This window comes from Qipengyuania sp., assembly GCF_043423005.1.
Taxonomy (GTDB): Bacteria; Pseudomonadota; Alphaproteobacteria; order Sphingomonadales; family Sphingomonadaceae; genus Qipengyuania.
Genome location: NZ_JBHWMI010000033.1, coordinates 16053 through 27957 on the forward strand (window position 1 = coordinate 16053; position 11905 = coordinate 27957).

Annotated in this window: 15 protein-coding genes; 11 read left to right on the plus strand and 4 right to left on the minus strand. The window is 66.2% G+C overall.

What is annotated here, in order from left to right; translation table 11 throughout:
- Positions 1 to 19 precede the first annotated feature (19 nt).
- Genes ACHFFA_RS06005 through ACHFFA_RS06020 form a run of 4 tightly spaced genes read left to right on the plus strand, consistent with a single transcriptional unit; the run spans position 20 to position 4267 of the window.
- Positions 20 to 1183 (plus strand): phosphatase domain-containing protein, encoded by a 1164-nt coding sequence (locus ACHFFA_RS06005; RefSeq protein WP_394269935.1) that lies wholly within the window; start codon positions 20 to 22, stop codon positions 1181 to 1183.
- A gap of 11 nt (positions 1184 to 1194) precedes the next feature.
- Complete coding sequence (locus ACHFFA_RS06010; RefSeq protein ID WP_394269936.1) at positions 1195 to 2577, plus strand: M48 family metalloprotease; 1383 nt, start codon at positions 1195 to 1197, stop codon at positions 2575 to 2577.
- Between the two features lie 17 nt (positions 2578 to 2594).
- Entirely contained in the window at positions 2595 to 3284 is a 690-nt protein-coding gene (locus ACHFFA_RS06015) for a DsbA family protein (protein ID WP_394269937.1), read from the plus strand.
- Positions 3281 to 4267, plus strand: coding sequence for a hypothetical protein (locus tag ACHFFA_RS06020; RefSeq protein ID WP_394269938.1), 987 nt, complete (start codon positions 3281 to 3283; stop codon positions 4265 to 4267). The genes ACHFFA_RS06015 and ACHFFA_RS06020 overlap by 4 nt, the downstream gene beginning before the upstream one ends.
- Here the strand turns inward: ACHFFA_RS06020 and ACHFFA_RS06025 are convergent.
- Positions 4264 to 4830: an HD domain-containing protein gene (locus ACHFFA_RS06025; RefSeq protein WP_394269949.1), complete on the minus strand. Its 567-nt coding sequence runs from the start codon at positions 4828 to 4830 to the stop codon at positions 4264 to 4266. The two genes, ACHFFA_RS06020 and ACHFFA_RS06025, sit on opposite strands and share 4 nt — an antisense overlap.
- Positions 4831 to 5010: 180 nt before the next feature.
- On the opposite strand from ACHFFA_RS06025, the gene ACHFFA_RS06030 reads away from it, so the two are divergent.
- The 6 genes from ACHFFA_RS06030 (at position 5011) to ACHFFA_RS06055 (ending at position 9583) form a co-directional block, all read left to right on the plus strand.
- Positions 5011 to 6228, plus strand: coding sequence for a sensor histidine kinase (locus ACHFFA_RS06030; RefSeq protein ID WP_394269939.1), 1218 nt, complete (start codon positions 5011 to 5013; stop codon positions 6226 to 6228).
- Complete coding sequence (locus ACHFFA_RS06035) at positions 6225 to 7022, plus strand: LytR/AlgR family response regulator transcription factor (RefSeq protein ID WP_394269940.1); 798 nt, start codon at positions 6225 to 6227, stop codon at positions 7020 to 7022. The genes ACHFFA_RS06030 and ACHFFA_RS06035 overlap by 4 nt, the downstream gene beginning before the upstream one ends.
- An 85-nt stretch (positions 7023 to 7107) precedes the next feature.
- A complete protein-coding gene (gene nadC, locus ACHFFA_RS06040) occupies positions 7108 to 7968 on the plus strand; it encodes a carboxylating nicotinate-nucleotide diphosphorylase (RefSeq protein ID WP_394269941.1) in 861 nt (286 codons plus the stop codon).
- Between the two features lie 47 nt (positions 7969 to 8015).
- Complete coding sequence (locus ACHFFA_RS06045) at positions 8016 to 8444, plus strand: hypothetical protein (protein ID WP_394269942.1); 429 nt, start codon at positions 8016 to 8018, stop codon at positions 8442 to 8444.
- A gap of 10 nt (positions 8445 to 8454) precedes the next feature.
- The gene (locus ACHFFA_RS06050; protein WP_394269943.1) at positions 8455 to 8889 is read left to right on the plus strand and encodes a hypothetical protein; all 435 of its coding nucleotides are present in this window, start codon (positions 8455 to 8457) and stop codon (positions 8887 to 8889) included.
- Positions 8870 to 9583, plus strand: a complete 714-nt coding sequence (locus ACHFFA_RS06055; protein ID WP_394269944.1) for a ribonuclease T — start codon at positions 8870 to 8872, stop codon at positions 9581 to 9583. The genes ACHFFA_RS06050 and ACHFFA_RS06055 overlap by 20 nt, the downstream gene beginning before the upstream one ends.
- On the opposite strand, the gene ACHFFA_RS06060 is transcribed toward ACHFFA_RS06055, so the two are convergent.
- Complete coding sequence (locus ACHFFA_RS06060; protein ID WP_394269945.1) at positions 9580 to 10035, minus strand: nucleoside deaminase; 456 nt, start codon at positions 10033 to 10035, stop codon at positions 9580 to 9582. The two genes, ACHFFA_RS06055 and ACHFFA_RS06060, sit on opposite strands and share 4 nt — an antisense overlap.
- A gap of 155 nt (positions 10036 to 10190) precedes the next feature.
- Here ACHFFA_RS06060 and rpmB point away from each other — a divergent pair, with 155 nt between their 5' ends.
- Positions 10191 to 10487: a 50S ribosomal protein L28 gene (gene rpmB, locus ACHFFA_RS06065; RefSeq protein WP_394269946.1), complete on the plus strand. Its 297-nt coding sequence runs from the start codon at positions 10191 to 10193 to the stop codon at positions 10485 to 10487.
- A 90-nt stretch (positions 10488 to 10577) separates the two neighbouring features.
- Here rpmB and ACHFFA_RS06070 read toward each other — a convergent pair whose 3' ends face one another.
- Both ACHFFA_RS06070 and ACHFFA_RS06075 read right to left on the minus strand, forming a co-directional pair.
- Entirely contained in the window at positions 10578 to 11558 is a 981-nt protein-coding gene (locus ACHFFA_RS06070) for an esterase-like activity of phytase family protein (protein WP_394269947.1), read from the minus strand.
- Between the two features lie 72 nt (positions 11559 to 11630).
- Complete coding sequence (locus ACHFFA_RS06075; RefSeq protein ID WP_394269948.1) at positions 11631 to 11840, minus strand: DUF2093 domain-containing protein; 210 nt, start codon at positions 11838 to 11840, stop codon at positions 11631 to 11633.
- Positions 11841 to 11905: the final 65 nt, after the last annotated feature.

Genomic DNA, 11905 nt, shown 5'->3' on the forward strand with positions numbered 1-11905 from the left:
TGGCGACTAGCGCGTTGGAATGCCGTTTCTTCCGACCGCCCGCATCCGCATCCAGCCGTTCTTCGGGTATCGCAATCGCGAGCGATTGACCCTGACCGTGCGCGCCCTGCGTTCGCGGGTGCATGCCTTCGAGAAGACCAGCAGCTGGCGCGCCTTTCACCGGATGATCGCGCAGTTCGCCAGCCACGAGGTTCCCGGCCTCGTCGTCACCCTCGAACTGGTTTCGCCCAGTGGAGAACGCAGCCTGCATCAGGCACAGACCGACGACGAGGGGTATGCCCGTTTCGACATCGCGCTTGACGGGGGCTGGCCTTATGCCGCGAGACCCGAATGGGAAACAGTCACGCTGACGTGGCACGATGGCCGAGGTCCGGGGTCGATCGACGGCCACGTGCTGGTGCCCGGCGAACGCTCCGCCCTCGGCGTCATCTCGGACATCGACGATACCATCATCGAGACGGGGATCACCGGCAATGTCCGCGCGATGCTGCGCAACTGGCGCCGCGTGTTGCTCGAAATGCCGGCGGAGCGACTCGCGGTCCCGGGGGCGGACGTCCTCTATTCCGCGCTAGGCGGCGGCGCAGCGGACGAGACCGCCCCGCATCATGCGGGTGCCCATCAGCAGGCATCGCGCCGACCGTTTTTCTATGTCTCGTCGAGCCCCTGGAACCTCTATTCCTATCTCGTGGCGTACATGCAGCTGCGCGGATTGCCGTTGGGGCCGATCATGCTGCGCGACTGGGGGCTGAACCGGGCCACCTTCGGCTCGGCGAGCCACGGGGCGCACAAGGTCGAGGCGATTGCGGCTATTCTGGATACCTATCGCGAGATGCGCTTCGCCTTGCTCGGGGACGATTCGCAGGGCGATCTCACGGCGTTCGCGGCACTTGCCGCCGCCCATCCCGGCCGCATCCGGGCAATCTTCGTGCGCAAGGTGGGCGAGACGATGACGGCTGCGGAAGACGCGGCACAGGCGGCGATCGCGGCGGCCGGGATCTCCCTGTGGCTCGGCACCGGGTACGACAGGATGCAGGACTTTCTCGCCGCGATCGGACTGGACGATGACGAGGATGCGCAAAGCATCGCCGCCACCGTCGAGGCACCGGCAGCGGTCTCTGGTGATGCCCGCGACCCGGCGTCCGAAGCGCAGCTTTCAGTTCCGGTTCAGCGCCAGCCGGGCTAGGACACCGGCAGATGCGCTTCATCACCCGCCTCATGGCCCTTCTTGTCGCCCTGTCGCTCGGCGCCGCGCCGGCGACGGCGCAGTCGATCCTGCGCGACGCGGAAACCGAGGCGTTCCTCGACGAAATTTCGCGTCCACTGGCCGAGGCGGCGGGGCTGGACGCCGGCAATCTCGACGTGGTCCTGATCAACGATTCCTCGATCAATGCCTTCGTTGCCGGAGGGCAGATCGTCTACATTCACAGCGGGCTGATCGAGGCGGCCGACAACGCCAACGAGGTTCAGGGCGTCATCGCGCACGAGATCGGCCACATCACCGGCGGTCACGTCATCCGCTCGGCCGAGGGCTATGCTCAGGCAAACAAGATCTCGCTGCTGTCGATGCTCGCAGGGGTGGGTGCGGCTCTGGCCGGTGCGGGCGAGGCGGCGATGGGCATGATCATGGCGGGCCAGACCGCGGCGATGAGCCAGTTCCTGTCGTTCAACCGGGCGCAGGAAGCGTCGGCGGACGCTGCCGGGGCAAAGTATCTTTCCGATGCCGGCATTTCGGGCAAGGGGTCGCTGGCGTTCTTCGGCAAGCTGCTGAACCAGGAATTCCGTCTCGGCATCTCGCAGAACGACGAGGCCGGGTTCTGGCGGACCCACCCGCTGTCGGGTGATCGCATCGCCAAGCTGCGCGAAGTCTACGAAGCCGATCCGGCCTGGGACAAGCCGGAGGACCCGGCATTGAAGGCGCGGTTCGAACGGGTGAAGGCAAAGCTGAAGGGTTATGTCGCCAAGCCCGCGGTGACCCTGCGCGATTATCCGCCGACCGTGAACACGGTGCCTGCGCGTTACGCCCGCGCCTATGCCTACCACAAGAATGCCGAACTCGATCGCGCGCTGGCTGAGGCCGAGCAGCTGCTGGCGCAGGATCCGCAAGACCCCTATTTCCTTGAACTGAAAGGCCAGATTTTGCTCGAATCCGGGCGGGCGGACGAGGCGCTGGCGCCCTTGCGCGAGGCCACCCGGCTGACCCGCTCGCAGCCGCTGATCGCCTCGATGTTCGGCCACGCCCTCATCGCAACCGAGGACAAGACGCATTTCGAGGAGGCCGAGCAGGTCCTGCGTGCTGCAGTGGGGCGGGATCGCTACAACCCGTTCGCCTGGTATCAGCTTGGCGTCGTCTATGCGGCGCGCGGCGACATGCCCCGGGCGCGGCTGGCCAGCGCCGAACAGCAGGTCATGAACGGCGATTATCTTACGGCGATGCGCAGTGCGGGGGCCGCCGAAGCGGGCCTGCCGACAGGTTCGGTCGACTGGCTGCGGGCGCAGGACGTTGCACTTCAGGCCCGCGCCCTGCTGACGCAGGCCTGCAATCGCGACGATGACCAGCCCGCATGCAAGAGCCTGTAAAGCAGCGTTCCCAGGCCATGCGCACTTACCTTATCACCGCACTAATCGCGCTTGTCTGCGGATTTGCGGGCGCGGCGGCATGGTCGCTGGCGGGGCTCGGCAATGAGCGGACCCGCGATTATCTCGTCGCCAACCCGCAGATCCTGCCCGAAATGGCACAGGCGTATCAGCGACAGGAAGCGCAGGCCCGGCTGGGCGAGCTTGGCCCCGAGGCACGGCGGGCCTTTCCGGGCGCGGTTCTCGGGAACCCGAACGGTACGAAAGTGCTGGTGGAATTCACCGATTACGGCTGCACCTATTGCCGGATGAGCGTGGCAGTGATGGATGAGATGATCCGCAGCGATCCGGATTTGAAGGTGGTGGTTCACGAATGGCCGATCTTCGACGGCAGCGAAGATGCCGCGCGGATGGGCCTCGCGGCGGCGCGTCAGGGGCGGTATGCGGCGTTCTATCGTGCGATGTTCGAACTGGGCCCGCCCAGCGCGCAGACGATTACCGCAGCCGCCGCGAAAGCCGGTCTCGACCTCGCCGAGGCGCGCCGCTTCGCCGCATCGGACGAGGCGAGCGCCGAGATTGCCCGGGTGCGCGGTCTCGCCAGCCAGCTTGGCTTTACCGGGACCCCCAGCTGGATCGCGGGCGACCAGATCGTCGAAGGCTTCGTCGAGAGTGACCGGCTTTCGGCCGCGCTGGAGGGCGGGGCCACGTGATGCGTCCGGCGCTGGCCGGGGCAGCCGCGCTGCTGACCGTCATGCTGCCTGATCCGGCGCTTGCGCAGGATGCCTTGCGGACATTCCAGCAGCGCGAACAGCAATTGTTTGCAGCCGGCACCCGGCTGGCGCGCGCCAATGCCCGGCTGTGCGATGAGGTCATGCCGGCGAGCGGTTTTCTCCTGCATGATGCCGCCGCCTATGGCGAACCCGCAGCCGTGCGCAAGGCGCTGGGCCTCGCCGGCGATATCGGCATTCAGGCCATTGCGCCGGGATCCGGGGCCGAAGCGGCCGGGCTGAAGGTCAACGACACGATCGTCGCGCTCGGCGGGCAGGACATCGCGAGCACCTGGCCGGCAAGCGATCCGGGCTGGCAACGCGGCGAAACCCTGCGCGCGGTGATCGCCGATGCACTGGCGACGGGCGCGCTGGAGCTGACGGTCAGCCGCCCGGGCGCCGCGCCGCGGACGGTGACCATCGCCCCGCAGCCTGCCTGCGCCTCGCGCTTCGAGGTGCTCGATCGTTCGAACGACGCCTGGGCCGATGGCGAGCGGGTGGCGATGGGTGTCAACTGGCCCGCCTTCGGCTATGACGAGGATGCCTTCGCCGCATCCGTCGCGCACGAACTGGCGCATAACATTCGCGGCCATGTGGCGGCGCTGGCAACGGTGAACAGGAAGCAGCGCCTGGTGCGGATCTCCGAACGCGACGCCGACCGCCTGATGCCATGGCTGCTGTGGAATGCCGGGTACGATCCGCAAGGCGCCGTGCGCTGGATGAAGGCGTGGGGGCCGCGCTATACCTGGCTCAACCGCAAGCGCACGCACGATGCCTGGGACGAACGGGTCGCCGCGATCGAGGCGGAAATCGCCGTTCTTCGGTCGCTGATCGAACGCGACGGCTGGCAGCGGGGCGAGGCCGCCTGGAACCGCCATTTCCAGCCGGAGTTCGAACCGGCGCTGGCGGGTGCGACAGGCGGCTAGGCCGCGTTCGCTTCGCCGTCGATCGCCTTGGCGTACATCGAGGCGAGCGGCCGTTCCAGCACGCGGCGGACCATGGGTTCGAAGAAGGCGAGCGGTTCGCTGTCGTAGTCCGGATCGAAGGCGGCCTGATCGTATTTCTCGCAGAATTCGCGGCACGCTTCGAAGTGGGGATGGCCGGCGAACCGGTCGCGTACATGGCGATCCATGCCGAGATGATGGAAATAGTAATACCCCTGGAAGGCACCGTGATTTTCGCAGATCCAGTGGATTTCCGGCGTCACGAAAGGCTTGATGATCGCCGCTGCGACTTCGGGATGATTGTAGCTGCCAAGCGTATCGCCGATATCGTGGAGCAGCGCCATGACCACATATTGCTCGCCCCGCCCGTCACGATGGGCACGGGTCGCGGTCTGGAGGGAATGTTCGAGCCGGCAGACCGGGAAACCGCCGAAATCGCCGTCGAGCAGCCGCAGGTGATCAAGCACCCGATCGGGCAGGCCGCGGGCGAAGGCGCGGTATTCGCTGCCGATGATCGCCCAGTCATCTGCCGTGCCGTCCTTCATCTCGCGAAAGCGGGCCCGTTCAGCCACCCCGTGGGCAATATCCGCAGAAATATCGGGTGCGGGATCGTTCGGATGCGACCGCGGCGGGGCGTCTTTCAGGCTGGCCATTCGACTCTCTCCTTGCGCCCGGACACTAGCGGCTGGCGCGGCGCCTCGCAAATGCGCTAGAAGAAGGGCGCAATGGCCGTCCTGCCGATCAAGCCGACCCCGTTCTTCGCTGACAAGAATCGTGCGTTCTGGACTCTCCAGCTTGCCGGCTGGGGCGGGGTCTTCCTGCTGCGCACGATTACCGGCGTGATCGGCGGGCAAGACCTGAGCTTCCTCATCAACTTCGCGATCGAGGCGGTCACCGGCTTTTCCATCAGCATGATCCTTTCGGTCATCTACCAGCGCGTGATATCGGTCCGACCGTTCATCACCTGGGCGTCGACCATGCTGGCGCTGTTCGTCGGCGTGGCGATCTACACCTTCATCACCGCGTGGGTGACGAGCCTTATCCGTGACAGTTTCGATGGCGATTTTGTCGCCCTTTACATCGGCATCCTGATCTGGCCGCTGACCCTGCTCGGCGCGTGGTCCGCGCTGTATTATGCGATCAACTATTTCCTGAAGGTCGAGCAGCAGGCGGATCGGCTCGAACGGCTGGAAACCCAGGCGACCAGCGCCCAGCTCGCGATGCTGCGCTATCAGCTCAACCCGCATTTCCTGTTCAACACCTTGAACTCGATCAGCACGCTGGTGCTTTTGAAACAGACAGCGGCGGCGAATGCCATGCTGACGCGCCTGTCGAGTTTTCTGCGCCATACGCTGGTCACCCAGCCGGGCGGAAAGGTTACCGTCGCGCAGGAGATCGAGACCCTGAAGCTCTATCTCGAGATCGAGCGGATGCGCTTCGAAGAGCGCCTGCAGACCGATTTCCGCGTCGATCCCGCGGCGGCGGCGGCCTGCATCCCCTCGATGCTGCTCCAGCCGCTGATCGAGAACGCGATCAAGTACGGGGTCAGCCCGCTTGAGGAAGGGGCGACGATCAGCCTGGTGGCGCAGATCATCGGTTCGCGGCTGCGGATTACGGTGACCGACACCGGGCCGGGGGTCGAGGTCGGCGGGGCCGACGGCGATCTGCCCGCGGTCATGGCGACCAGCAAGCGCCGCGATTCAACCGGCGTGGGTCTTGCCAACATCCGCGACCGTCTGGCGCAGACTTATGATGACAATCATCGCTTCGAGATCCGTTCGCCGGAAAGCGGGGGTTTCAGCGTCCTCATCGAGATTCCGCATGAAGCCGCCGACAGCGCGGAGCCGTCCGTCGCAGCAGGCGCGACGGGGGGCATGAAACAGTCCAGCGATCCGGTCGTTTCAAGTCCGTCACTTTCCCGGAAGGTAGACCATTCGACATGACTATCCGCACCATCCTCGTCGACGACGAAAAGCTCGCCATCCAGGGGCTGCAACTGCGTCTCGAGCCTTACGAGGATGTCGAGATCATCGAGACCTGCCAGAACGGCCGCGAGGCGATCCGGGCGATCAAGACGCTCAAGCCCGATCTGGTCTTTCTCGACATCCAGATGCCGGGTTTCGACGGGTTCTCCGTCGTCCAGGGAGTGATGGAGATCGATCCCCCGCTGTTCGTCTTCGTGACCGCGTTCCAGGAACACGCGATCCGCGCCTTCGAGGCCAATGCGGTAAATTATCTCATGAAGCCGGTCGACGAGGACAAGCTTGCCGACACCATCGAACGCGTACGCCAGCGGCTTTCCGAGAAGAAATCGAGTGACGAGGCCGAGCGGCTCAAGAACGTGCTTTCGGAAGTCGCGCCCGAAGCGGTCGAGGAGTTCGACGGCGAGGACAGCGAGGCCGCCTCGCGCTACGAAAAGCTGATCAACGTCAAGGATCGCGGGCAGATCTTCCGCGTCGAGGTCGGCACGATCGAGCATATCGAGGCGGCCGGCGATTACATGTGCATCTATACCGGCGACAATTCCCTGATTCTGCGCGAGACGATGAAGGATCTCGAACGCCGGCTCGATCCGCGCAAGTTCCAGCGCGTCCACCGCTCGACCATCGTCAATCTCGACCAGGTGCGGCAGGTGAAGCCGCACACCAATGGCGAATGCTTTCTCGTGCTGGGCAGCGGTGCCGAGGTGAAAGTCAGCCGCAGCTACCGCGACGTGGTAGCGCGCTTCGTTCACTAAGGATTTTCCGCCAGTTCGACCCTTTCGCACGCTTGCCGCCCGGCCTAGGGGTGAGGGCATCGGTTGGCCGCGAAAGGATAATGACGTGACCTGGCACCTCGAGGGTTTCGACCTCAGCCGCTTCGTGCGCGAAACCCTGGCGGAGGATCTGGGCGACGCCATGCCAGGCGGCGGGGTCGACGTGACCAGCGCCAGCGTCATTCCCGCCGATGCGACCTTTTCCGGCACGATGGATACCCGAAATGCGATCCGGGTGGCGGGGCTGCCGATCGCCGCGGCCTTCTTCCGCGCGCTCGACCCCGAGATGGCGGTCACGCTTCTGGTCCGGGATGGGGCCGAGGTTCCAGCCGGCACCGACCTCATGCACCTCGAAGGCAATGCCCGCGCGATGCTGACGGCGGAACGCAGCGCGCTCAACACGGTGCAGCATCTGTCCGGCATCGCCACCCTGACCGCGGCCTATGTGACGGCGATGGACAATCCCGCCTGTACCCTGCTCGATACCCGCAAGACCATTCCCGGGCTCCGGCTGCTGGAGAAATATGCGGTGCGGATGGGTGGCGGCGCCAATCATCGCATGGGCTTGTGGGATGCCGCCATGATCAAGGACAATCATGTCCTCGTCGCTGGTTCGGTCGGCGAAGCGGTGCGGCGCGCAGTCGCGTCAGGGGTGCGCGAGATCATTTGCGAAGTCGACCGGATCGATCAGATCGAGCCGGCGCTGTCCGCCGGCGCCACCCGCCTTCTGCTCGACAACATGGACCCGGCAACGCTCACCGAGGCGGTAGCCCTTGTCGCCGGGCGCGTGCCGACCGAGGCGAGCGGCGGCATCACGCTGGAGACGATCCGCGCCAAGGCTGCCAGCGGGGTGGACTACGTATCGGTCGGCCGCATCACCCAGAGCGCACCCGCGGCAGATATCGGACTGGACTTTACCCCCCTGTAATTCTGCGGCATCTGCGGCGCTGGACGGGAGAATGGGGGGACATTCCGATGAAGCCAGCCGCGATCAAGGCGTTCGACGCGCTCTATCTGGGCGCCGTGGCGGTCAGCGCGATCGATACGAGCCTGCGCTACGATGAGCTGAAGGCACTGATGGAGGAACGGCTGGTGTCGTCGAACGCCGGCCAGTTCGCCGACAGCGCCCTGATCGGCGGGCTGATCTTCAGTTTCGTCATTACGCTGGTGCTGTGGTTCCTGGTGTCGATCCTGCGGGTCGAGTTCGTCAAATGGATCATCGCCGCTGTCGCCGCCTACGGGGCTGTCGCCCTCATCGGGGCGTTGACGGACGAGGGGGCCGCCTCGCCAGTGATCGGCGGGCTGATCGTAATGGTGATGAACCTCATTGCCGCGGGCCTGCTGTTCACCCCCGCGGCGCGCGCGTGGTTCCGGGCCGGGCGCGGCACGCCCGGGGGGTCGTGACCGGCCAGCCATGCCTCAGGTTCGCCCGGTATCGATCCGCGTTTTCGATTCGCTCTACCTCGGATCGATCGCGCTCAACGCGGCCAATCTGGTGCGCGATTGGGACGCCAATCTCCTCTCGGCCCGAACCGAACTTGCGGGCAGCGGGCTGCAACCGGAAACCCTCCTTGCGATCAGCATGGCATTCTTCCTCGGCCTCAGCCTGATCCTGTGGTTCATGGCCGCGTATCTGAAGGTCGGCTTCGTGCGCTATCTGCTGGCGGCGTTGCTGGTCTGGCAGGCCCTGCCGCTGGCGCGCATGGCCCCCGGGATGCCGGGATACAGCGATATCGTGGTCATGGCCTCGCTGGCCCTGCAGCTGGCGGCGATCGCCTTCGCCTTCCGCACCGATGCCCGCCGATGGTTTGCCGGGCCTGAGGAGGGTGATGACGGTTTCGGTCGTTAAAGCCGCGCTCGCCCTCGCCGGTTGCGCCGCGCTGGTGCCGACGGCTGCGGCGGCGCAGGCCTATCAGTGCGCACTTCCGGCCCGGATCGAGGTGCCGCCCATTCGGATGGACGGGCCGGCGCGGCCACTGCCGGTCACCGGCTACACGCTTGCGCTGTCGTGGTCGCCGGAGTTCTGCCGCACCCGCGAGGACGACCGGCGCAGTGCCCGGCAATGTTCGGGCCGGGCGGGCCGGTTCGGGTTCGTCCTGCATGGCTTGTGGCCCGATAGCGGACGAGGCTGGCCGCAATGGTGCGCCCCCTCGACCCCGCCGGCCGCTTCGTTGCGCGCGAACCTGTGCATCTCGCCGTCGCCCACTCTGCTCGCAAGGCAATGGGCCAAGCACGGCAGTTGCATGACCCGCCGGCCGCGAACCTATTTCCGGGTGTCGCGGATTCTCTACGCGGGCCTCAGATGGCCCGATTTCACCCGGCTCTCGCGCGAACCCGGCCTTACTGCCGGGACTATCCGCACACGCTTCGCCGATGCCAATCCGGGCTGGTTCGAAGAGGCCATCGGAGTGCACCTGAACGAGCGTGGTTGGCTCGAGGAACTGCGCCTGTGCTATGACCGGCGGTTCATGCCCCGCCCCTGCGATCGTAGCCGCCGCGGGGCGTCCGACCGCACAGGGGTGCGGATCTGGCGCGGGCTTTAACGTCGCTGGGCGAAGAAGGCGCGTAGCAGGGTGGCGGCCTCTGTTTCGCCCATGCCGACGTATATCTCCGGTCGGTGCAGGCACTGCGGCTGATCGAACACGCGCGCGCCGTGTTCCACGGCCCCGCCCTTCGCATCGCCGGCGGCGTAATAGAGCCGTGCGATGCGCGCATGAACGATGGCACCGGCGCACATCGCGCAAGGCTCGAGCGTGACCCACAAGGAGCATTTTGCCAACCGCTCCTGCCCCAGAGCCGCGGCCGCCCGGCGGATCGCGAGGATTTCGGCATGGGCGGTGGGATCGCAGCTCTGCCGGGGCTGGTTGTGCGCCTCGGCGATGATCCGATCGTCCAGCGTGATGACCGCGCCAACCGGCACTTCCCCCGCATCCGCCGCCATCCGTGCCAGCGACAGGGCGCGGTGCATCGGCGGGGGGAGAGTCCAGCGGGCCATGCGGGAGGCGCTACCGACCGGCGGTTGCCGGTGCAACGCGCTTGACGATTCGCCCGCCCCCCTTTATGCGCGCCGCTTTCCGGGACCCGCCGAGCCCTCGCGATCCGCCATGCGGACGAGGCGACGCGCCCGACCATACGAACGAGAGACGCATCATGTCGCGCATCTGCGAACTCACCGGCAAGGGCCGCCAGGTCGGCCACAATGTGAGCCATGCCAATAACAAGACCAAGAAGGTCTTCCTGCCGAACCTCCAGCCGGTGACGCTGCTCAGCGAGAAGCTCGACCGCAGCTTCAAGTTCCGGGTCTCCACCCAGGGCCTGCGTTCGGTGGAGCACAATGGCGGGCTCGACAACTGGCTCCTCAAGACCAGCGACGAGAAGCTCTCGGCCAATGCGCTCAAGGTGAAGCGCGAGCTCAAGAAGGCCGGCAAGGCCGAAGCCGCCGCCTGAGCTGCGGCGAGCCTGCCGGCTCGCTGCTTCAACTTACCAGCGATCACCGCGCGCGAGGGACCAGCTCCCCCGCGCGCGATCTTGCGTCTATCACGGAGCAGGGGTGCTTTGGGGCCAAATCAGCTTGACCAGCAGCGTCCGCTGAAAGCTGACGAAGTTGTCGTCCGAGATAAGCCAGATCGCCCAGTTTCCATCGCGCTCCAGCGTGACCGCTGCACCCTCGTAATTGTCGCTCGGCAGGGGGCGGCCGACAGGCGCCAGCGGGGTTATCGGAAGCGTCGCGTCAGCCCCGATGCGCGCCGGATCAGCAATCACCAGCGTCGCGGAAAAGCGTAACGGCAGTTCCCAGTGCAATTGGCGCATTACAATGAGGATGCGACCGTCGGGGAGCAGGGTGGCATCGGCGGGATGATGGCCAGGCAGGCCTTGAAGCATCAGGCGCCGCGGCTTGCCGCCGCGGGTCGGGTCCCCGGTGAACACCAGCGCCTCGTGTCCGCCGGTCTCCGCGCGGCTTTCCTCGATGACGAGAAACCGCCCGTCCGCCAGCCTGACCAGCGATTCGGGCCCCCCGTTCGATTCCCATTCCTCCATCGCCGCAGGGCGGACTTCACGCCGCCGTTGGAGGGCGGGGCCAAAGCGGATGATCGCATTGGCCCATTCCAGCCCGGCCCAGATTTCTCCACTCGCCGGATTGCGGGCCAGAGACTCGATATCGACGTGGACCTTGTCGACCCTGGAAAAGTCGATGAACTGGCCAAGCCGGGGGAAAGGCCGCGGACCGGGCCGATCGGGGCGGGGCAGGATCATCAGCCGGCCGGCGTCGCTGGCCGCAAGGAACGTGCCGTCACCGCGGTCTATCAGCGCCGAATAGCCGCCGAAATGATCGTTTTCGCTTGTCAGGACCCACGCGCCGGCCAGCGTCAGGGGGCCGCTTTTGAGGGGCGCGACCGATAGCGGCGCGATCCGCACCGGGGATCGATAGTCGGGCGCCGGCGGCGTCTCGCGCACGAAGGTTCCGGGTGCCAACCCCAGTGCGGCAACGGCCAGCAAGGCGATCCGGCGGCGGCGCATCAGGTGAACTCGGCGGGGAAGCGGCGGATCAGGTGCGCGCCGGAAAGGCCGCGCAGGCGAGACCTTGCCCCATCACGGTTTCAGCCGCTCGGTCGCCAGACGGGCCGAGGCATAGGGCTCCTGCCGCTCTACCGACCAGTATCGCAATTCATCGAGCGGGATCGGGACGCCCGAAACCGCGCAGGTGACGAACTGGCCGGTGCGAAGCATCCGGAACCCGTTGGGACCGTAATGCAGCTTCGCCTCGCCCGTCGGGCGGCCGGTATCCTTGTTCATCAGCATGGCATCGGCCTAGCAGGTCACTGCGATCCGAACAAATCCTCTTGCGTGGCAGCCGGGCCGAGTCA